Genomic DNA, 21,964 nt, shown 5'->3' on the forward strand with positions numbered 1-21,964 from the left:
ACCGCAGTCAATTATCGTCGAGCAAACCACTATGTTCCCTGAAAAACGTATACAGTCAGGCGGTTGTGCGATTCACTGCCAGGATTGCAGCATTAGCCAGTTATGCATCCCTTTCACACTGAACGAACATGAGCTTGATCAGCTAGATAACATTATTGAGCGAAAGAAACCCATTCAGAAAGGTCATACGCTGTTTAAAGCCGGTGACGACCTCCGCTCCCTTTATGCTATCCGTTCCGGCACGATCAAAAGCTATACCATCACTGAACAGGGCGATGAACAAATTACCGGGTTCCATCTGGCGGGTGATCTGGTCGGTTTTGACGCCATCATGAATGCCAGTCATCCAAGCTTTGCCCAGGCGCTGGAAACGGCGATGGTCTGTGAAATCCCCTTTGATACGCTGGATGATTTATCGGGCAAAATGCCGGCCCTGCGTCAGCAGATGATGCGTCTGATGAGCGGCGAAATCAAAGGCGATCAGGACATGATCCTGTTGCTGTCCAAGAAGAACGCTGAAGAGCGGCTGGCGGCCTTTATCTGGAACTTATCCCGCCGTTACGGTCAGCGGGGGTTCTCACAGCGTGAGTTCCGTTTGACCATGACGCGTGGCGACATCGGCAACTATCTGGGGTTAACCGTTGAAACCATTAGCCGTTTGCTGGGGCGTTTTCAGAAATCAGGCATGCTGGCGGTGAAAGGGAAATACATCACTATTGAGAACCACGCCATGCTGGAAGGTCTGGCGGGCCAGAGCCATCAGGCAGCCTGATGGTTAAGCCGGGTTAATAAATGTTATTTTATTGATCCGGCTACATCTTTTTCACTTTCTTACTGCGTTGAACATAGGCTATCTTTAATCCAGTCGCTTTGGTTTAAGGAGAGTAGCCTATGTCCCAGTATCAAAATATTCTGGTCGCCATCGATCCTCAACAGGATGACCAGCCCGCGCTGCGACGTGCGGTATATCTCAACCAGCTTATCGGCGGCAAAATCAAAGCTTTTCTGCCTATCTACGACTTCTCATATGAGATGACCACCCTGCTCTCACCGGATGAGCGCACCTCAATGCGTCAGGGCGTGATCTCTCAGCGCTCAGAGTGGATACGCGAACAGGCCCAGGCCTATCTGGATGCAGGCGTGGATATTGATATCAAAGTGATCTGGCATAACCGTCCTTACGAAGCCATCATTCAGGAAGTGCTGGCTCATCAGCATGATTTGGTGCTTAAGATGGCGCACCAGCACGATCGGCTGGAAGCGGTGATCTTTACCCCGACGGACTGGCATCTGTTGCGTAAATGTCCTTGTCCGGTGTGGATGGTCAAAGATCAGCCCTGGCCCGAAGGTGGCAAAGCCCTGGTGGCGGTTAACCTCGCCAGCGAAGAACCTCACCACGATGCACTGAATCAGAAACTCATTCGTGAAACCGTTAAACTGGCAGAAAGCGTAAACCATACCGAAGTTCATCTGGTGGGCGCCTATCCCATCACGCCGATCAATATTGCCATTGAGCTGCCCGACTTTGATCCCAGTGTGTACAACGACGCGATTCGTGGCCAGCACCTGGTGGCGATGAAAGCGCTACGGCAGAAGTTCTCTATCAGTGAAGAGTTCACCCATGTCGAGAAAGGTTTACCGGAAGAAGTCATACCCGAACTTTCAGGGCATCTGGGCGCGGGGATTGTGGTATTAGGGACTATTGGCCGAACCGGACTGTCGGCCGCTTTCCTGGGCAACACGGCGGAACAGGTGATCGATCACCTGCGCTGCGATCTACTGGCGATAAAACCGGATGACTTTGTTTCGCCGATTACGCTTGAAGAGGATGACGAGCACGACTAATCAGGCGAGGTTCGCAACAAGGGCGACACAATGTGTCGCCCTTGTTTATTACAGCGCTTTAAGAATATTTTCCACGCTGGCTTTGGCATCACCAAACAGCATTTGGGTGTTTTCTTTGAAGAACAGCGGGTTTTGCACACCGGCATAGCCGGTATTCATTGACCGCTTAAACACAATCACGTTTTGCGCCTTCCACACTTCCAGCACCGGCATACCGGCAATTGGGCTGCCGGGATCGTCCTGAGCGGCGGGATTGACCGTATCGTTGGCACCGATCACCAGCACCGTATCCGTGTCGCTGAAGTCATCGTTAATTTCGTCCATCTCCAGTACCACGTCATAAGGCACTTTTGCCTCAGCCAGCAGGACGTTCATATGGCCGGGTAAACGCCCAGCGACCGGATGAATACCGAAGCGTACCTTGATGCCACGGGCGCGCAGTTTTTCGGTGATCTCGGCCACCGGATACTGTGCCTGTGCCACCGCCATCCCGTAGCCGGGCGTGATAATGACGCTCGTGGATGACTTCAGCATTTCTGCGGTGTCTTCCGCACTGATCTCGCGGTGTTCGCCAGCCTCTTCGCTGTCCGTTACCGCGCTGCTGTCGCTGCCAAAGCCGCCAGCAATGACGCTGATAAACGAACGGTTCATCGCCTTACACATAATGTAGGAGAGGATGGCACCCGATGACCCCACCAGCGCGCCGGTTACGATAAGCAGATCGTTGCTGAGCATGAAGCCTGCCGCCGCCGCAGCCCAGCCTGAATAGGAGTTCAGCATAGAAACGACGACAGGCATGTCTGCCCCGCCGATGGAGGCAACCAGATGCCAGCCGAAAGCCAGTGCAATGACCATCATGACAAACAGGGCAAATCCCTGCGCGCCGCTACTGTCTGTGTTGACGAACCACAGCAACAGCAGGAATGACACGATCAGCGCCAGCAGATTCAGCTTATGCCGGTGAGGCAACATCAGCGGTCTGGACGACAGTTTTCCGCACAGCTTACCGAACGCAACCAGCGATCCTGTAAAGGTGACCGCACCAATAAAGATACCGATAAACACTTCGCTGAGATGGATATTTTCCATGACTGCGGGCAGTCCGGGGGCATGATCGATATAGCTGTTGATCCCCACCAATACTGCAGCCAGCCCGACAAAGCTGTGCAGAATGGCAACCAGCTCGGGCATTTCTGTCATTTCAACCCGTCTGGCTAACCGGATGCCGATGGCCCCGCCGATAACCATCGCCAGCAAAATCCAGACGACATTGCTGCTATCGGGACCAAAAATGGAGGCGATGAGCGCAATTGCCATGCCGCTGATGCCAAAGAGATTCCCTTGCCTTGAGCTTTCATGTTTAGAAAGCCCGGCAAGGCTCATAATAAAAAGTATTGCGGCAACAATGTATGCTGCTGTCACTAATCCGCCAGACATGTGTTACCCCTTACGAAACATTTTCAGCATGCGCTGCGTGACGGTGAAGCCACCGAAAATATTGATGCTGGCGATCAATACGGCAATAAAAGACAGGAAGCTGACCCAACCGCCATGTCCCATTTGCAGCACAGCGCCTACCACGATAATGCCGGAAATGGCATTGGTGACAGACATCAGCGGTGTATGCAACGCATGGCTCACGTTCCACACCACGTAGTAACCCACTACGCAGGCGAGCGCGAAGACGGTGAAATGTGACAGGAATTCACGGGGTGCGACGTTCGCCAGGCAGGCAAAAAGCACGATGGCCAGCGCCAGCAGCAGATAGCTGCGTCGTGGCGATCCCGTCGCAACCTCACTCTTTTTCTGCACCGGTGCAGACGTGGTTGTGGCTTTAGGTGCAGCTGAGACCTGAATCGGTGGCGCAGGCCAGGTCACCTCGCCATCGCGCACGACGGTAACGCCACGGATGACAACATCGGCGAAATCGATAGCAATTTCACCGTTTTTCTCTTTGCACAGCAACTTCATCAGATTAACGAGGTTAGTGCCGTAAAGTTGTGAAGACTGGGTGGGTAAACGGCTCGGTAAATCGGTGTAGCCAATGATTTTCACGCCGTTGGCGGTGACGGTAACCTGATCGGCAACCGTCAGCGCACAGTTGCCGCCAGTCTGCGCCGCGAGGTCCACAATAACGCTGCCCGGCTTCATGCTGGCCACCATCTCTTCGGTGATGAGCGTTGGTGCGGGTTTTCCCGGAATCAGCGCCGTGGTGACGATGATATCGACCTCTTGTGCCTGCTGAGCAAACAGCGCCATTTCAGCTTGAATAAAGGCATCGGACATCACTTTGGCGTACCCATCGCCGCTGCCCGCGTCCTCTGCAAAATCGAGTTCAAGGAATTCCGCGCCCATACTCTGGACCTGCTCTTTGACCTCAGGACGCGTATCAAAAGCGCGCACAATGGCGCCAAGGCTGCCGGCTGCACCAATCGCCGCCAGGCCAGCCACGCCGGCACCAATGACCATGACTTTTGCCGGTGGCACTTTACCCGCCGCGGTGATCTGCCCGGTAAAGAAGCGGCCAAACTCATGTGCGGCCTCGACGATCGCACGATAACCGGCAATGTTCGCCATGGAACTGAGCGCGTCGAGCGACTGGGCGCGGGAAATACGGGGAACGGCGTCCATGGCCATCACCGTGACATGTCGCGCGGCGAGCTTTGCAAGCAGTTCGGGATGCTGAGCGGGCCAGATAAAGCTCACCAGCGTGCTGCCCTCGCGGATCAGACCTGTCTCGTCATCATCGGGTGCGTTCACCTTCAGCACGATATCGGCCTGCCAGACCTGCTGGCGGTCAGTCAGCGAGGCCCCCGCGGCAAGATAGCTGTCATCATCAAAGCTGGCGCGCTTACCTGCATCATGCTCTACAGCCACGCTGAAACCCAGCTTGATTAGCTGTTCAACGGTCTTGGGCGTTGCAGCCACACGTGACTCGTTAGCCAATCGCTCTTTGGGTATTCCAATTAACATAGTTTTCCCTTTCATCGATTAAAGGAGGATGATCCTTGCGGTACACATTGCCGTGCCGATACCGACCATCAGGCAATGTGATAAAAAGCAATAACCTAATCGTTTCTAAAGCTACTGAAATTGTTACGGACGATCTACTGCACAGGCGCAGTTATGTCACATTCGCCGTAATATCCAGCCGGAGTGACACAATTCCGCATAACCTCACTGTACAGGGACATTAGCAGCAAACAATCTGCTGACTGTTGCGCGCTTCACCCTGATATTCCTTTTAAAAAAAGCTAAAATTAACAATGCATTAACTATTTTCGTACTGTTATCACAGCGCATTTCATCTTATTGTCTTAAGCCTAAGGCAAAATCGCGCGGCGCGCGGTCAGGATTGAATAATCTGGCTCACAACAAGAGATATATCGCAAAAAATGGCTGCGACAGCGTGTTTATAACATGTAATAATCAGCGGCTAATCTGTTATACATCAAGAGTCCAGCACGTTTTCGTACTCATTTTGCGTAAGGCGAAGGATCATTTTTATGAAGCTGAAGAACACTATTCTGGCATCTACCCTGTTATCTCTGCTGGCGGCAAATGCATTTGCGGCTAAAGAGCTGACGCCAGAACAAGCGGCCGCGTTGAAGCCATTCGAACGTATTAATATCACCGGTCGTTTCAATGCAATTGGCGATGCGGCAGATGCCGTTTCAAAACGTGCTGATGAACTGAATGCAGATTCTTATTACATTCAAGGCATTAACGACAGCAACGGTAACAGCGGCAACTGGCGCGTGACCGCAGACCTGTACAAGGCCAACGCGCCTAAAGCCAGTCAGGAAACTGAATACCGGATGTTCAATGGCCTGAAAGAGCTGCCCAAGGCAGAGGCTTATCGCCTGGAACCCTTCGATACCGTGACCGTCAACGGCTTCTTCCCGAGCCAGCCTGATGTGAATGACGCGATCTCCAAAGCCGCAAAAGAAAAAGGCGCAGCCTCCTTCTTTATCGTGCGTCAGGTTGATGCCAATACCGGCGGCAACCAGTTCATTACCGCGTACATCTATAAGGCCGATGCGAAACAGCGCGTGGTGCAGAGTCCGGACACCATCCCGGCCGACTCTCAGGCGGGCAAAGCAGCGCTGGCGGCAGGCGGTGCAGCCGCTAAGAAAGTGGAAATCCCCGGCGTCGCCTCTTCAGAAACCCCTAGCAACACGGTAGGCCGCTTCTTTGAAACGCAGAGCTCAACCGGTAAACGCTATACGGTGACCTTGCCGGACGGCAAAGAGATCCAGGAAGTGAATGCGGTCACGGCAGCACAGATGCAGCCGTTTGATACCGTAACCTTTAGCGGACATTTTGGTACGCCAACCGAGGTTTCACAGGAAACCGCGAAACGCGCTGCCGAGAAAGGGGCTAAATTCTACCATGTGACGCGTCAGTGGCAGAACCAGAGCGGTGGCAACCTGACCGTGACAGCCGATCTGTTCAAATAAAATACCGCAGGGCGGCGCCCGCCGCCCTGTTGTCTGTTTGCATAATTCCTGCTCGATTTTGCATAGCCACGCATTGCCATCCTTCACCGCACTCCGTAAAATCCTCCGCCTGTTTTTCAGAGTATTTAACGCGCTATACGTAACACAATGACGATATAACGTTGTGTTTATGCTGGTCATCCAGCCACTTATGCTAGCAGGAAGAACGTTTTGGAGAAAAAATTAGGCCTCAGTGCCCTGACAGCGCTGGTTCTCAGCTCTATGCTGGGCGCAGGTGTTTTCAGCTTGCCGCAAAATATGGCGGCGGTCGCCGGTCCGGCGGCGCTGTTGATCGGCTGGCTGATCACGGGCGCGGGGATTATCTTCCTCTCGCTGGCGATGCTGTTACTGACGCGGCTGAAACCTGAACTGGACGGCGGGATTTTCACCTATGCCCGCGCCGGATTTGGCGAACTGACCGGATTTTGTTCCGCGTGGGGTTACTGGCTGTGTGCGGTTATCGCTAACGTCTCCTACCTGGTTATTGTTTTTTCTGCGCTGAGCTTCTTTACGGATACGCCTGATCGGATCATTTTTGGCAACGGCAATACGTGGCAGGCGATGCTGGGCGCATCGGTGCTGCTGTGGCTGGTTCACTGGCTGGTGCTGCGCGGGGTGCAAACCGCTGCAAGCATCAACCTGCTGGCAACCCTTGGCAAACTGGTTCCACTGTTGCTGTTTGTTGTGCTGGCCGTTCTGGCCTTCAATTATGACCGGTTTCACTTCGATTTTTCCGGACTCAGTTTGGGCGTCCCCTTGTGGGAACAGGTCAAGCAGACCATGCTGATCACGCTGTGGGTGTTTATCGGCGTGGAAGGCGCGGTGGTTGTATCCTCTCGTGCAAAGCATAAAAAGGATGTCGGACGCGCGACGCTGTTGGCGGTGCTGGCTGCCCTGCTGGTCTATTTGCTGGTGACGCTGCTGTCACTGGGCATCGTTCCCCGTGCGGAGCTGGCGGAAATGCGGAATCCTTCCATGGCGGGCCTGATGACGCGCCTGACGGGGAGCTGGGGTAACGCCATTATTGTGGTGGGCCTGATTATTTCCGTGTGCGGGGCTTACCTGAGCTGGACGATCATGGCGGCTGAAGTGCCCTTTATTGCCGCACAGCAGGGTGCGTTTCCACGCAGTATTGCCCGGCAGAACGCCCGCAACGCGCCTGCCGCCTCGTTATGGCTGACAAACGGCAGTATTCAGGTTTGCCTGATCCTCATTGCCCTGACCGGCGCAGATTACAACACGCTGCTCACCATTGCCTCTGAAATGATTCTGGTGCCCTATCTGCTGGTCGGACTTTATCTGATTAAAGTGGTGAAAGGACAGCAAAAACCTTGGGCGCTTGCCGTCGGTGTGGGCGCCAGCCTGTATGGCATCTGGCTGTTGTATGCGTCAGGCCCGCTGCATCTGTTTACGTCAGTGGTGCTCTATGCGCCGGGTATTTTACTGTTTATTTTTGCGCGCCGTCGCGGGCATGAGGTGGCATTGAAGCCGGTCGAACGGGTTGCCATGATGCTGATCGTGGCGGCAACCCTTCCTGCGATGTGGGAACTGCTTGCCTAGTGCGCCTGATCCAGTACGACACACAGCAGGTCATCCTGCTGTGTCAGTGCTACAGGCTTAGGGTATTCTTCATGAATAGCCTCAAGCTGCTTGTCTGACAGCGGGTACGGAAGCTGAATATCGAAGCGGGAAATGTGTTGCTGCTCGGCAAGCGTGATCAAACGGGCTATGTTGATTTCATCGCTGACCTGCGTTGAAATGATTTGTAATGCTAATTCTTTAAGCTGATCTTCACTCGCCTGTAAGCTGTGCGCAGATTTGCGTGTCACCATGCCAAATATAGGCAGTACGCCGTAGATTGCATCCACAAAGCTCCATCGTTTTTTACAGGATGCCGACAGGAAATCACTGTAATTAAAGCAGATGCGATCGCGGTATACCGCTGATGCCAGCTCTTTATCAAACACTTTGGCTCCTCAAGGTGATCACAATGAATCCGGAACACACGTTAAACGCAGGGTTAATGACTGTCTATTTTGCGGAATATATCCCAGTTACTCAAGGATATTTCGTGTGATTGCATAGAGCTCTGCGTCAGGAAAAGTTATGCTTTACCCCTCCTTTTTACATTAGAAAGCATCATGCACAAAATCGTTTACGTTGAAGATGAACCGGAAGTGGGCTCGCTGATTGCCGCTTACCTTGGACGACATGATATTGAAGTGATTGTGGAGACGCGCGGCGATCGGGCGGAAGCCACTATTGTCGAGCAGCAGCCCGACCTGGTCATGCTGGATATCATGCTGCCAGGCAAAGACGGTATGTCAATCTGTCGTGACTTACGCGCGAACTGGCAGGGACCGATTGTCCTGCTCACGTCTCTCGACAGCGACATGAACCATATTCTGGCGCTGGAGATGGGCGCCCAGGATTATATCCTGAAAACGGCGCCCCCTGCGGTGTTGCTGGCCCGACTGCGCCTGCATCTGCGCCAGTCCCAGCAGGGCCAGAGCGAAGAAGCCCCGACGCCAGCGAAAAACAATCGCATGTTACGCTTTGGCTCTCTGACGATTGATGCGCTCAATCGTCAGGTCGTGCTGTTTGACGAAAACATTGCCCTGTCTACGGCAGATTTCGATTTGCTCTGGGTGCTGGCGAGCCATGCCGGGCAAATTCTGAACCGTGACGCGCTACTAAAAACGCTGCGCGGCGTCAGCTACGACGGGATGGATCGCAGCATTGACGTGGCGATTTCGCGCCTGCGCAAAAAGCTGCACGACAGCGCCACCGAGCCATTTCGTATTAAAACCATCCGTAATAAAGGCTATCTGTTTGCGCCACAGGCCTGGGACACGCGTTCGGTATGAAAAAACTTTTTATTCAGTTCTACCTGCTGCTGTTTGTCTGTTTCCTGGTGATGTCGCTAATGGTCGGGCTGGTTTACAAATTTACCGCCGAGCGTGCCGGTCGCCAGTCAATGAACGACCTGATGGCCAGTTCGCTCTATCTGATCCGCAGCGAACTGCGTGAGATCCCGCCACGGGACTGGAATAAGACGATTAAGAGTCTCGATCTCGGCTTGTCGTTTGAGCTGCATATTGAGCCAATGAGTAAGTTTGAACTGGATGAAAATGAACTGCGCCGGCTGCGCGCAGGCGAAATCGTGGCGCTGGATGATAAATACACTTTCCTGCAGCACATTCCCCGCAGCCACTACGTTCTGACCGTTGGGCCAATCCCTTACCTGTTTTATCTGCACCAGATGCGCCTGCTGGATATGGCCCTGGTGGTGTTTATCGGGATGTCGCTGGGGTTGCCGGTTTTTATCTGGCTACGTCCGCACTGGAAAGAGATGCTGCGGCTGGAGCACGCGGCTCAGCGTTTTGGTCAGGGACAGCTTGATGTCCGCACGCACTTCGACAGCACCTCTAGCCTGTTCAGGGTCGGCGTGGCTTTTAACCAAATGGCGGAAAACATTAATACGCTGGTCGCCAGTAAAAAACAGCTGATTGACGGCATCGCCCACGAACTGCGAACGCCGCTGGTACGTTTGCGCTATCGTCTGGAGATGAGCGACAATCTGACCGAAGCGGAATCAGCGGCATTGAACCGCGATGTCAGCCAGTTAGAAAGCCTGATTGAAGAGCTGCTGACCTATGCCCGTCTCGACCGGCCCCGCGTCGATCTTAATTTGCAGTCGCTGGATCTGGCGAACTGGTTGCGTGAGCGTATGGAAGACTTCCGGGCGATAAACCCGGAGACACAGATCGATCTCGATTTACCCCAGCGTGAAAACTACGGGATTTCAGATACACGACTGATGGAGCGCGTACTGGATAACCTGGTCAATAACGCGCTGCGTTATGCCGGTCAGCGCCTGCGGGTCAGCCTGTGGTTTGATGGTGCGCTGGGAAACCTGCAGGTCGAAGATGATGGCCCGGGCATTCCCCTTGATGAACGTGAACGCGTATTTGAACCTTTTGTACGACTCGACCCAAGCCGTGACCGCGCCACCGGGGGCTGTGGGCTTGGGCTTGCCATTGTCCACTCTATTGCCCATGCATTAAGTGGCCGGGTTTCTATTGAAACCAGCCCGCTTGGCGGGGCCAGCGTTCGCTTTTGCTGGCCGCTGGATCTTCCCTTTCGGGAACTGCCCCGACGTTAACTCATTCAGGAGCATTATGTGACTTCAGCTTATCAACAACTTTGTGCCACTTTTCAGCGCCTGTCGCGTTTCAGCCACGTCAGCGCCATCGCCGGATGGGATATGCAGACCACGATGCCACCAGGCGGCAGTGCTGCGCGGGGTGAAGCGCTGGCGGAGATGAGTGTTTTGCAGCACCAGATCCTGACAGACAAGCGCCTGGGTGACTGGCTTGAGCAGGCAGAACAGCAATCTCTCAATGATGTAGAGCGCGCCAACCTGCTCGAGATGCGTCGCGCCTGGACCCAGGCGACCTTACTGCCTGCCGAACTGGTCGAAGCAAAATCCATTGCGGGTTCGCGCTGTGAACATGCCTGGCGCAGCCAGCGTCCCGCCAATGACTGGCAGGGCTTTGCCACAAATTTGAAAGAGGTGGTGCGCTTAAGTCGTGAGGAAGCGCAACTGCGCGCGCAAGCCAATGGCTGTTCCCGTTACGATGCCCTGCTCGATGTTTTTGAGCCGGGGATGACCAGCGCCCGACTGGATGAGACGTTTGGACAGTTAAAAACCTGGCTACCGGCGCTGTTGCAACAGGTGGTGGAAAAACAGGCGCAAGAACCCAAGTTAACCCCTCAGGGGCCATTCCCCATTGAGGCGCAGCGCGAGCTGGGGCTGAGCATTATGGCCGAGCTGGGCTTTGACTTTAACCATGGTCGGCTGGATATCAGTGCGCATCCTTTCTGCGGCGGCGTCCCCGACGATGTGCGCATCACCACCCGTTACAATCAGGATGAATTTCTGAGTGCCATGATGGGCGTGATCCATGAAACCGGCCATGCCCGTTACGAGCAAAACCTGCCCAAACAGTGGCGGGGCCAGCCGGTGGCACTGGCGCGCTCCACCGCCATTCATGAATCACAAAGTCTGTTTATGGAAATGCAGTTGGGCCGCAGCGCGCAGTTCCTGCAACGCATCCTGCCGCAGGTGATCGCTAAGATGGGGGCGCAACCGGCACTGCAGGCTGATAACTTTGTGCGTTTAGCTCAGCAGGTAAAACCCGGATTGATTCGCGTGGATGCCGACGAGCTGAGCTATCCGGCCCACGTGATTCTGCGTTATGAAATTGAACGTGCGCTCATTGAAGGTGAGATTGAGGTCGAGGATATCCCCGCACTCTGGGATGAGAAAATGCAGCAGTCTCTGGGCATCGATACGCGCGGGAATTACCGCAACGGCTGCATGCAGGATATTCACTGGACCGATGGCGCGTTCGGCTATTTCCCGACCTATACGTTGGGCGCGATGTACGCGGCTCAGTTGTTCCAGGCTTTGCAAAAAGCGATTCCACAGTCGACAGAGCTGATTTTGCATGGCGAACTGCAGCCCGTTTTTGACTGGCTACAACAGAATATCTGGCAACACGGCAGCCGTTTCTCTACCGATCAGCTGATGCTTAATGCCACGGGAGAGGCGCTGAACCCGGACTATTTCCGCAAACATCTTGAGCAGCGTTACCTGAACAGTTAAGGTAGCAGGCGGTCTGAAGGCCGCCTTTCACTTCCCCCGCCCACTTTGTACAATCGGTTACACGGCGATACCAATGACCCACGGACGCGCCTGTTATTTTCTCATATAGTCATCTCACCGGCCCCGCAGTGGGCTACACATGAAAAAATAGTCCGAGGGTTTTGCAATGAAAAAATTATTTGCACTGGTAATCGCCGCTGCCATGGGTCTGTCTTCAGTTGCTTTCGCTGCCGAGACAACTGCTGCTCCAGCCGCTGCTGCTACCACTACTACTACCGCTGCACCTGCTAAGACCGAACACAAAGCTGCCGCTCACAAGAAGCACCATAAAGCTGCACAGAAAGCTCAGGCTGCTAAGAAAAAAGCAGTGAAGAAAGACACCGCGCAGAAAGCTCAGGCGGCTAAAAAGAAAGTCGCTAAGAAAGATACCGCTCAGAAAGCGCAGGCCGCTAAAAAGCATCACAAAGCTAAACCAGCCCAGAAAGCCCAGGCTGCTAAGAAACACCACAAAGCTAAACCAGCCCAGAAAGCTCAGGCTGCTAAAAAACACCACAAAGCTAAAGCAGCCCAGAAAGCCCAGGCCGCTAAAAAACACCACAAAGCTAAACCAGCTCAGAAAGCCCAGGCTGCTAAAAAGCACCACAAAAAAGCCGCTAAAAAATAAGGTTACCCTTTAGGGTTCCGAGTAAGCGTTAATAATTAAAACACCCGGTTCTGCCGGGTGTTTCTTTACTGGAGTGGCTAATATGGTCCGTCGCTATCGCTTCGAAATTATTCTGATTGTGATGATCTTATGTGGCGTTATCGCGGCCAGTTTTTTTATTTAGTCGCTGTCGCGTACTGATTAACTGAAAAGACTCCCTTTTTTACCGCTCACTGACTATAGTTATGTCACTTCAGTAATAACAAAAACGTTTTCTTTTTCTCGCTATTGAGAGTTCTATGCGCCTGGCTACCCTGTTAATCGTTGGACTTTTCAGTTTCACCGCCGTTGTTCATGCCGATGATAATGATGATTCACCGACGCCTGCCGAAATAAAAATGCTGTTTTTTGGTAAGGATCATCGTCAGGCGATTACCGACGTCAGCGACGCGCCCTGGGATGCGATAGGTCAACTGGAAACCGAAAGTGGTAACCTATGCACCGCAACGCTTATTTCACCACACCTGGCACTGACCGCAGGCCACTGTTTACTGACGCCACCGGGCAAGTTTGATAAACCGGTCGCGCTGCGCTTTATGTCGACCAAAAAAGGCTGGCGCTACGAGATCCACGACATTGATGCCCGCGTTGAACCTTCTCTGGTCCACAGGCTAAAAGCCGATGGCGAAGGATGGATTGTCCCCAGCAGCGCAGCACCGTTCGACTATGGTCTGGTTATTTTACGCAATCCCCCTTCTGCCATTACGCCGATTCCGCTGTTTGATGGTTCACGCAGTGATTTAACGGACGCGCTTAAAGAAGCCGGACGTAAAGTGACTCAGGCTGGCTACCCTGCGGATCATCTTGACAGCCTGTATTCACACAGCGACTGCCTGATCACCGGCTGGGCGCAGCGTGCCGTGTTATCGCACCAGTGTGATACGCTGCCGGGTGACAGCGGTTCGCCGCTACTGTTGAAAGGCGATAAAGGCTGGCAGCTGATTGCCGTGCAGAGTTCGGCACCTGCCGCAAAAGATCGTTATCTTGCGGATAACCGGGCGATTGCCGTGACCTCTTTTAAAGACCGGCTTGAAGCGCTGGCCCAGTAGGTTGCCTGAGGGGTTACACGATCTGAACACATAAAAAAGCCCGCATCCATCAAGATGCGGGCTTTTTTTACGCGAGCTGCCTCGGCAACTAGCCTGCGATTTGCTCCATTGCCTGCAGGATGCGTTTATCCGAAATCGGATAAGGCGTTCCCAGCTGTTGCGCAAACTGGCTGATTCGTAGCTCTTCAATCATCCAGCGGATATGCTGCACGTCCGCGTCATCCTGACGCTGCGGCGGCAATTTATTCCACCATGCCTGCCTCGCTTGCTCGACGGCCTGCACTTTGAGCATTCGGGCGCGATCGCTATGAGGATCGACCGGCAACTTCTCCAGCCGTCGCTCAATGCCGTGCAGATAACGCAGCGTATCTGCCAGATGCTGCCAGCCATTCTGGGTGACAAAACCCCGGTAAACCAGGCCGTTCATCTGCGCTTTGATATCCGCCAGTGCCAGCGCCAGCGTCATATCTACCCGCCCTTTCAGACGTTTGTTAATCGAAAATACCGCTGTCAGAATCTGCTCAACCTGCTTTGCGATCTCTACCACGGTATCATTGAGTTCGGCGCGCACTTTTTCCCTTAGCGCTTCAAACTGCGTTTGCTCCCATGCCGGGCCACCAGCTTCCGCGATTAACTTGTCAACGCCGCAGGCAATGCAGTCATCAATCAGCTCCATGACCTTGCCGTAAGGGTTAAAATACAGCCCCAGCTTGGCTTTGTTCGGCAACTTTTCATGCAGATACTTCACGGGGGACGGAATATTCAGCAACAACAGGCGGCGCTGACCGCGCCACATCATTTTCTGCTGCTCGTGCTCGCTGTCAAACAAGCGGATGCCCACGCTGTCCTTCTCGTCAACCAGAGCAGGCCAGGCTTTTACCTCATAGCTGCCGCGCTTTTGCTGGTAACTGCGCGGTAAATCGCCAAAGCTCCAGAGGTGCAAACCGCTCTGCTCCAGGCCATCGTCCGCCACGTTAGAGAGCGTTTCCTGCACCTTTCCTTTTAACAGGCGTTTCAGCGCAGCAAGATCTTTGCCTTCCTGAAGTTTGCGGTTGTGCTCATCGACAACCCGAAACGTCATTTTCAGATGATCGGGCACCTGTTCCCACTGCCAGTTGTCTCGCTCCAGCGTCACGCCGGTCATCCGGCGGAATTCCCGCGACAGCGCATCCAGCAATGGCATCTCCATGGCGGTAACGCGGCCTAAGAATGCTTCAGCATAGTTAGGAGCAGGCACCAGGTTGCGGCGCAGTGGCTTAGGTAACGATTTAATCAGGGCGATGATCAGCTCGCGCCGCACGCCGGGGATCTGCCATTCAAAACCCGCTTCCTCCACCTGGTTAAGCAGCGGTAAAGGTATATGGACCGTCACGCCATCGGCATCCGCACCGGGTTCAAACTGATAACTCAGCTTGAGTCTAAGGTTTCCCTGATGCCAGACGTTGGGATAGTCGAGCTGGCTGACTTTATCCGCGCCCTCTTTGATCAGCATCTGCTTATCAAAGTTCAGCAGTTCAGCATTGGTTTTGCTAGCCTGCTTCCACCACGTGTCAAAATGGCGGGCTGAAACGACATCCTTGCCCACGCGCCGATCGTAGAAAGCAAACAGCGTTTCATCATCCACGAGAATATCGCGGCGGCGCGATTTATGTTCCAGATCTTCGACTTCGCTGCGCAGTTTCTGATTGGCGCGGAAAAACACATGACGCGTCTGCCAGTCGCCCTCAACCAGCGCATGGCGAATAAACAGCTCGCGGCTGAGCGTGGGATCGATGGTGCCGTAATTCACTTTGCGCGCAGCCACAATCGGCAAACCGTAAAGAGTCACTTTCTCACTGGCCATCACCGCGCCCTGCGATTTCTCCCAGTGCGGTTCGCTGTAGCTGCGTTTGATCAGGTGCTGCGCCAGCGGCTCAATCCACTCGGGATCGATGCGCGCCGCCATGCGGCCCCACAGCCGGCTGGTTTCCACCAGTTCAGCGACCATTGTCCATTTAGGCGGCTTTTTAAACAGTCCAGAGCCGGGAAAGATAGCAAAACGGGCGTTGCGTGCGCCGGTAAACTCTTGTTTATCGGCGTCTTTCTGACCGATATGTGACAGTAAGCCGGTCAGCAAGGCACAGTGAATCTCTCTGTACTCCGCTGGCTCGCTGTTAACGGGAATGCCCAGTTCGCGCACCACCTGACGGAGCTGGGTATAGATATCCTGCCATTCGCGTACGCGCAGATAGTTTAAATAGTCTGTTTTACACTGACGGCGGAACAGGTTACCGGACAGCGCTTTCTGCTGTTCGCCCAGGTAGTTCCACAGGTTCACAAATGCCACAAAATCTGACTCTTTATCCGCAAAGCGTCGGTGTTTTTCATCCGAGGCCTGCTTTTTGTCGGCGGGACGTTCGCGCGGGTCCTGAATCGATAAGCCGGCAGCGATGATCATCACTTCCCGCACGCAGCCGTACTGCTGTGCTGCCAGCACCATGCGCGCCAGGCGCGGATCGACAGGCAACTGCGCCAGCTGGCGGCCGGAGCCGGTGAGTGAGTAATGTCCGTCGTCATTGAGGGTTAATGCCCCCAGCTCCTCCAGGAGCCTTACGCCGTCCTGAATGTGACGTTTATCCGGTGCTTCCACGAACGGGAAGGCCGCGATATCGCCCAGCCCCAGCGCGGTCATCTGCAGAATAACCGAGGCCAGATTGGTACGCAGGATTTCAGGATCGGTAAAGGCAGGACGGCTCAGGAAATCGTCTTCGGCATAGAGCCGTATGCAGATCCCTTCCGACACGCGCCCGCAACGTCCTTTACGCTGATTCGCGGAGGCCTGCGAAATCGGCTCTATCGGCAGGCGCTGTACTTTCGTGCGATAGCTGTAGCGGCTGATACGCGCCGTGCCGGGATCGATAACGTATTTGATGCCCGGTACGGTCAGCGACGTTTCGGCGACGTTGGTTGCCAGCACGATACGCCGCCCGCTGTGCGACTGAAATACCCGGTTCTGCTCGCTGTTAGACAGACGGGCATAGAGCGGCAACACTTCGGTATGGGGCAGATCGCGCTTCATCAGCGCGTCGGCGGTATCGCGAATTTCGCGCTCACCGCTCATAAAAATCAGGATGTCGCCCCGGCTTTCCCGCCCCAGCTCATCGACCGCGTCGAAAATGGCCTGCAGTTGATCGCGGTCAACATCCTCCGCCTCTTCCACCACCGGACGGTAGCGCACTTCTACCGGATAGGTGCGGCCCGACACCTCAATCACCGGCGCGTTGTTGAAATGACGAGAGAAGCGCTGGGGATCGATGGTTGCTGACGTAATAATCACTTTCAGATCGGGACGACGCGGCAGTAACTCCCGCAGGTAGCCCAGCAGGAAGTCGATATTCAGGCTGCGTTCATGAGCCTCATCAATGATGATGGTGTCATACTGCATCAGCATGCGGTCCTGCTGGATTTCCGCCAGCAGAATTCCGTCTGTCATGAGTTTAATCTGGGTCGTTTCGCTGACCTGATCGTTAAACCGCACTTTGTAACCCACACAGCCACCGAGCGAAGTTTCCAGCTCGTCGGCGATGCGGTTGGCAACGGTTCGCGCCGCCAGCCGACGCGGTTGGGTATGACCAATTAAACCGGTGATACCGCGTCCCAGCGTCAGGCAAATTTTGGGCAACTGGGTGGTTTTGCCCGATCCGGTTTCGCCCGCGACGATAACCACCTGGTGTTCACGAATCGCCTCTGCGATGGCCTGCTGCTTCTGGCTGACTGGCAGATTTTCCGGAAACCTGATGCGCGGCGTCGCCGCAACACGTTGTGCAACGCGGCGCTCTGCAACAATGATATCCTGCTCAAGCTCGGCGGCGATGCTTTGCTGAGCGTCGGGATTTTTGATTTTTTTGGCGCCATGTAACCGACGCTGCAAGCGTTGACGGTCACGCAGCATTAACGCATCAAGCCGCGACCAGAGCGGCGTTAATGGGGATGAAACCGGAGAAGACATAGTAGTGACGTACCTTACTCAGACGGTGTGGATTCAGCGTACAGTGCTAAGATAACCCGCTGATTAACGCTAATAATTGCGCCTAGCATAGCACATTCCCTTTTACGCCGTGATGGTCGGCAAAACCGGCTTGTTCAATTAATTCGAATATAGCTCTCGAAATATTGCGCTTTCACCCTAAGGCCGATGTTTGTAAAGTGTAAACCATTGAGCGGAAAGCCTTCCGCATAACAGACAGGAAACTACTATGAGCAAAGTACTCGTTCTGAAATCAAGCATTCTTGCGGGTTATTCTCAGTCAAGCCAGCTGGCAGACTTCTATATCGAGCAGGCACAGGCTAAGGGCGACCAGATCACCGTTCGCGATCTGGCTGCTAACCCGGTTCCGGTACTGGACGGTGAGTTAGTTGGCGCACTGCGCCCTTCTGATGCGCCACTGTCACCGCGTCAGCAGGAAGCGCTGGCACTGTCTGATGAACTGATTGCCGAGCTGCAGGCGCATGACGTTATCGTGATGGCGGCCCCAATGTACAACTTCAACATCCCGACTCAGCTGAAGAACTATTTCGACCTGATCGCGCGTGCTGGCGTGACCTTCCGTTATACCGAAGCAGGCCCGGAAGGCCTGGTGAAAGGTAAACGTGCGGTGATTCTGTCGAGCCGTGGTGGCATTCATAAAGACAGCCCTTCTGACCTGCTGACCCCTTACGTCAAGCTGTTCCTGGGCTTTATCGGCATCACCGACGTTGAGTTCGTGTTGGCTGAAGGCATCGCTTACGGCCCGGAAGTAGCCACGAAAGCAACCAGCGAAGCCAAAGACGCGATTAAGCAGATTGCTACTGCGTGATAATGCTGTTTGACGCGAGAACCGGGCATCAGCCCGGTTTTTTTATGCCTGCATCGCCCTGCTCGATCGGGCTATTTCTGCAACCACTGCCCGTTAATGCCCTGAACGTATTCCCCCGTCCCCGCCCGCGTGACCAGCTTTTGTCCAGCGATGCGGGCCACCTCACCGGTTTTCAGGTTGTTCTGCCCGGCAAGACGCTGGTACTCTGCGCGCCGTCCGTCATTAATGCGTTTAACCAGTGCGAGGGTTTCGCTGTCGTCTGATCGAGGGGCAATATAACCGGACAGGGTTTCGCCGACCCGGCCCGACTGACGGGCCTCATCAAGCGTCAGAGCCCAGGCCGGCTGGCTCATCGTCGTCGCCAGTAAAAGTGCAAGACCAATGCGTTTCATGCTGGCTCTCCTCAGAACAGGCCGCTCTGGTTTTTCAGTAAGGCTTCGACATCCTTGTCCACTTTGATGTGGATCTCATGCTCAATTTTCACATTCATATTAATGGTAATGGGGTCTTTTGGCGCGGCCACTTCGATGCGTGGCACACAACCCATCAGCGGTAGCCAGGCTACCATCAGCAGTAAGGCCCTGAGGCTCATGGTGATTGATCCTTTTTTGACGGCAAGGTGGCATTTTGCTCCACCCAGGATTGCAAATTATCGCCAAAGCGCAGGCTGCGCCACAGCTGGAACAGGTTTTCCTGATGACGATAATTTAAATTAACGGTCTGATTACGATTACTGAAGCGGCTGGTGCCTTTTACCTGGGCTTCCATCGTCAGCTCCCCGAGATTGTCCAGATTAAGCGTGGCCCATGACCGCGAAATCTCCATGTAGCGCAGCCAGTCCATCGCCGCACCGGCGGCGACATTGTTGCGGGTAATGGCATCGGCCATATCTTTATCCATACGGAAAGTCAGCGGCCCGCTGTTGGCAATCCAGCCATTTTCAATAATCCAGTGGGGATTACTGATCCACAGCGGTAACTCGCCATTCACGTTTCCAGACATGGCAAACTGTTTGGGTTTAATGGCGCTGACGAGCTTGCTCAGGCTGATGTCACGGAGCGAAACGCGCGCCGGGCTGTGCTGAGGCAGGCGCAGGGATGGCAGGGTAATGTGTCCGCCCAGCAGATCCATACTGACATCCTGTAACCACAGCGGATCGTTTTCACGCCAGGGATAAGCGCCCTGCAGGTCGGCCCGAATGTTCTGCATCGCAAACTGATTTTTAATCTCGGCGATACGTAACGAAACCGGCCCGCGTAACCCGAAATGCCACTGTTGATTTTGCAGTCGGAATGGCAGCGAAAAATCCACCCCGTTGACCTGGCTGTCCGGCGTCCAGACGCTGCCGTTTTTCACCGTCCAGTGACCGCCAGCCTGAAAGCCCTGTCTGGCGGCGGCAGAAAAAGCCACCTGAGCGCGTAACTCACCTGACTGAATCTTCATTTTAAGTTCAGGGCTGAGGAGCGGCTGGAATACCGTCAGCGACTGCGTTGGCCACCAGGCCTGTCCGCGTAAACGCTCGCTGTCCCATCGGCCGTTAACACGTACCGGCCCCACCTTGCCCGCGTTCAGCTGTCCGCCCCAGACGAAATGCCCGGGATCGCTGCCCGTCGCACCGAAGTCCAGCGTTGAGGCCGCCAGCCTGCCCCCGTAGCTGAAGCGCGTTTCTCCTGCCTGCATCTGGAATTGGCCGGTAAATGACGGGTGGTGCGCATCACGCTGCCAGTTCACCGGCGCCGTTAGCGTTAAGCGCGGCTTCTCTACCCGAACGCTGCCGTATTCCAGCTGATTGAAACCTGTAGACAGGCTATCCAGATGAATCAGCGTATCGCGCCAGCCGCCCGTGCCATTGACGTCCCACTTTGCCTGTAAGGGACGCATTTCTCCCTCGCCCCAGTAACGCCAGTTCCAGACGCCTGAATTCGGCCAGAAGTTATGCGCGCCGCCATCCAGGTGCAGCGTAAAGCGGCCAAAGCTGGGATCGTGAGCGCGGAGAATGGCCTGCAGGCGTCCGGAGATGCCTTGCGAAGATAAGCGCACGCCGGCCAGCGGCCAGCGCGCTTCATCGACTTCCAGCGTGGAGAGCAAACGCCCGCGCAGGCGCAAAAGTGCTTTGGGTTTTATCGTCAGTTGCGGATTGAGCAACGAGCCGTTCAGCTCGCCGGGAATGCTGCCGTAAAGCTGCATCGCCGCGAATTTGCTTTCTCCCGTCAGTTGCAAAGGCAGCTGGCTTTGCGTAAGGCTGAGGTGGCCCGGCCCCATCCCCAGCACCACGTTACCTTTACCGCCCCGGCCCTGCGTGAGCATATTGAGACGACCGACGATTTGGGTCGCCTCCAGCCCGTCCTGCCAGTTATTCAGCGTCAGATTGACGAAACCCGACAGCGGCTGCGAGGCCAGTGGCCAGTAATATTCACCTTTTTCGATATCAATACGGGTTCGGCTGGCCTGCCAGGGAAGATGGAGCAAAGGACGATCGCTGCCCCCCGTGGTGATATTAAGCAGACCACGTTGATGCGCCCAGCTGAGCGCAGCGTCCACGGGTTGCGGGAACGCCGCCAGCGCCAGCGTGCCGGTAATTTCACCGTTCACCGGCAAGCCGTTGGCATATTTGGGCAGTTCGAAGTGGCCATTAAGGCTGAGCGGTTCGGGTAAAGCGGGATGCGTCACCGTCAGTTGACTGATATTGAGCTGCTGTCCTTGTAATGTGGCGTCGAGCTGCAGGTTATCACCGCGGTAGTGTAACTGCTGGCGCGATTTATCCAGCGTCAGATCCAGCCCGCCAGCATAATCCTGCCAGGGGGAAACGGTCAGTTTACCAATGTGAATGTCGGCGCCCGGCAACATTGCCTGCCACTGGGCCAGAGTTTTGGGCGCGGCCTTATCGTTTTGCGTTTCAGGTAGCTGTTGCAGACATTCAGTTTCCAGCGTGACCTGATCCGCATTAAGCGCCCAGCGCGCGTGATGCCAACCCAGCGCGGCGTTTTTGACACTCGCCAGACGACAGTCATCCGCCAGGTAATGGATGTTGGGAAACAGCACCTGCGCGTTCCGCCAGCGTGGCGCGCCCTCCAGTTCGACGCGCGTACCTGCAGGCAGCCAAATGCCCACCAGGCGCGGCAGCCACTGTGTGATCGTCAGTAGTAATCCCAGCAGCAATAAAATCAGCGCCAGAACAGCGGCGAGACGTCGACGGAAAATCCGCGGCATGAAAACAAGCATCCTTTTTTTCTCACTATCCTGAGAATAATGATGGCACGTAACGTCCGGAAGGTGAAGGTTTCACCGCGAAAGGTAAACAGCGACCAGCAAAAAGCAACAGAAAACGTTATTCTTGTTGCATTCCCTTTTCAGGAGCACAA

17 protein-coding genes are annotated in these 21,964 nt (G+C 54.7%); 10 read left to right on the forward strand and 7 right to left on the reverse strand.

Features of this window, described 5'->3' with window-relative positions; genetic code table 11:
• Window positions 1-31 precede the first annotated feature (31 nt).
• On the forward strand, window positions 32-772 hold the full coding sequence (locus tag NYE92_RS03990; protein WP_013025869.1) for an FNR family transcription factor: 741 nt from the start codon (window positions 32-34) through the stop codon (window positions 770-772).
• Window positions 773-891: 119 nt separating this feature from the next.
• Window positions 892-1,845 carry a universal stress protein UspE gene (gene uspE, locus NYE92_RS03995; protein WP_013025870.1) on the forward strand — a complete coding sequence of 318 codons (954 nt, stop codon included), beginning with the start codon at window positions 892-894 and terminating at the stop codon, window positions 1,843-1,845.
• Window positions 1,846-1,893: 48 nt separating this feature from the next.
• Here the strand turns inward: uspE and pntB are convergent, their stop codons facing one another.
• Complete coding sequence (gene pntB, locus NYE92_RS04000) at window positions 1,894-3,282, reverse strand: Re/Si-specific NAD(P)(+) transhydrogenase subunit beta (RefSeq protein WP_013025871.1); 1,389 nt, start codon at window positions 3,280-3,282, stop codon at window positions 1,894-1,896.
• Window positions 3,283-3,285: 3 nt separating this feature from the next.
• Window positions 3,286-4,818 (reverse strand): Re/Si-specific NAD(P)(+) transhydrogenase subunit alpha, encoded by a 1,533-nt coding sequence (gene pntA, locus NYE92_RS04005; RefSeq protein WP_259018570.1) that lies wholly within the window; start codon window positions 4,816-4,818, stop codon window positions 3,286-3,288.
• A gap of 533 nt (window positions 4,819-5,351) precedes the next feature.
• Between pntA and ydgH the strand changes: the two genes are divergently transcribed.
• The gene (gene ydgH, locus NYE92_RS04010) at window positions 5,352-6,305 is read left to right on the forward strand and encodes a DUF1471 family protein YdgH (RefSeq protein ID WP_013025873.1); all 954 of its coding nucleotides are present in this window, start codon (window positions 5,352-5,354) and stop codon (window positions 6,303-6,305) included.
• A gap of 210 nt (window positions 6,306-6,515) precedes the next feature.
• Window positions 6,516-7,904, forward strand: a complete 1,389-nt coding sequence (locus NYE92_RS04015) for a basic amino acid/polyamine antiporter (protein ID WP_015700238.1) — start codon at window positions 6,516-6,518, stop codon at window positions 7,902-7,904.
• Here NYE92_RS04015 and NYE92_RS04020 read toward each other — a convergent pair.
• Entirely contained in the window at window positions 7,901-8,311 is a 411-nt protein-coding gene (locus tag NYE92_RS04020; RefSeq protein WP_013025875.1) for a hypothetical protein, read from the reverse strand. The two genes, NYE92_RS04015 and NYE92_RS04020, sit on opposite strands and share 4 nt — an antisense overlap.
• A 174-nt stretch (window positions 8,312-8,485) precedes the next feature.
• Here NYE92_RS04020 and rstA point away from each other — a divergent pair, with 174 nt between their 5' ends.
• The 5 genes from rstA (at window position 8,486) to NYE92_RS04045 (ending at window position 13,767) form a co-directional block, all read left to right on the forward strand.
• Complete coding sequence (gene rstA / locus NYE92_RS04025) at window positions 8,486-9,211, forward strand: two-component system response regulator RstA (RefSeq protein ID WP_022623195.1); 726 nt, start codon at window positions 8,486-8,488, stop codon at window positions 9,209-9,211.
• Entirely contained in the window at window positions 9,208-10,509 is a 1,302-nt protein-coding gene (gene rstB, locus NYE92_RS04030; protein WP_013025877.1) for a two-component system sensor histidine kinase RstB, read from the forward strand. Before rstA ends, rstB begins: the two co-directional genes overlap by 4 nt.
• An 18-nt stretch (window positions 10,510-10,527) precedes the next feature.
• Window positions 10,528-12,015 (forward strand): carboxypeptidase M32, encoded by a 1,488-nt coding sequence (locus NYE92_RS04035; RefSeq protein ID WP_259018571.1) that lies wholly within the window; start codon window positions 10,528-10,530, stop codon window positions 12,013-12,015.
• A 166-nt stretch (window positions 12,016-12,181) separates the two neighbouring features.
• Window positions 12,182-12,679: an acid resistance repetitive basic protein Asr gene (gene asr / locus NYE92_RS04040; RefSeq protein WP_013025879.1), complete on the forward strand. Its 498-nt coding sequence runs from the start codon at window positions 12,182-12,184 to the stop codon at window positions 12,677-12,679.
• A 278-nt stretch (window positions 12,680-12,957) separates the two neighbouring features.
• Window positions 12,958-13,767, forward strand: a complete 810-nt coding sequence (locus NYE92_RS04045) for a serine protease (RefSeq protein WP_013025882.1) — start codon at window positions 12,958-12,960, stop codon at window positions 13,765-13,767.
• An 88-nt stretch (window positions 13,768-13,855) separates the two neighbouring features.
• Here the strand turns inward: NYE92_RS04045 and hrpA are convergent, their stop codons facing one another.
• Window positions 13,856-17,755, reverse strand: coding sequence for an ATP-dependent RNA helicase HrpA (gene hrpA, locus NYE92_RS04050; protein WP_259018572.1), 3,900 nt, complete (start codon window positions 17,753-17,755; stop codon window positions 13,856-13,858).
• Window positions 17,756-18,002: 247 nt separating this feature from the next.
• On the opposite strand from hrpA, the gene azoR reads away from it, so the two are divergent.
• A complete protein-coding gene (gene azoR, locus NYE92_RS04055; RefSeq protein WP_013025884.1) occupies window positions 18,003-18,602 on the forward strand; it encodes an FMN-dependent NADH-azoreductase in 600 nt (199 codons plus the stop codon).
• A 71-nt stretch (window positions 18,603-18,673) separates the two neighbouring features.
• On the opposite strand, the gene NYE92_RS04060 is transcribed toward azoR, so the two are convergent.
• The 3 genes from NYE92_RS04060 to NYE92_RS04070 are packed head-to-tail and all read right to left on the reverse strand — an operon-like array spanning window position 18,674 to window position 21,824.
• Window positions 18,674-18,994, reverse strand: a complete 321-nt coding sequence (locus NYE92_RS04060) for a YdbL family protein (RefSeq protein ID WP_259018573.1) — start codon at window positions 18,992-18,994, stop codon at window positions 18,674-18,676.
• 11 nt (window positions 18,995-19,005) lie between these two features.
• The gene (locus NYE92_RS04065) at window positions 19,006-19,194 is read right to left on the reverse strand and encodes a YnbE family lipoprotein (RefSeq protein ID WP_014605768.1); all 189 of its coding nucleotides are present in this window, start codon (window positions 19,192-19,194) and stop codon (window positions 19,006-19,008) included.
• A complete protein-coding gene (locus NYE92_RS04070) occupies window positions 19,191-21,824 on the reverse strand; it encodes a YdbH family protein (protein WP_309600930.1) in 2,634 nt (877 codons plus the stop codon). Before NYE92_RS04070 ends, NYE92_RS04065 begins: the two co-directional genes overlap by 4 nt.
• Between the last annotated feature and the right edge of the window lie 140 nt (window positions 21,825-21,964).

It is taken from the genome of Pantoea sp. B566 (assembly GCF_024793925.1).
In the GTDB taxonomy this organism is placed as follows: domain Bacteria; phylum Pseudomonadota; class Gammaproteobacteria; order Enterobacterales; family Enterobacteriaceae; genus Pantoea; species Pantoea ananatis.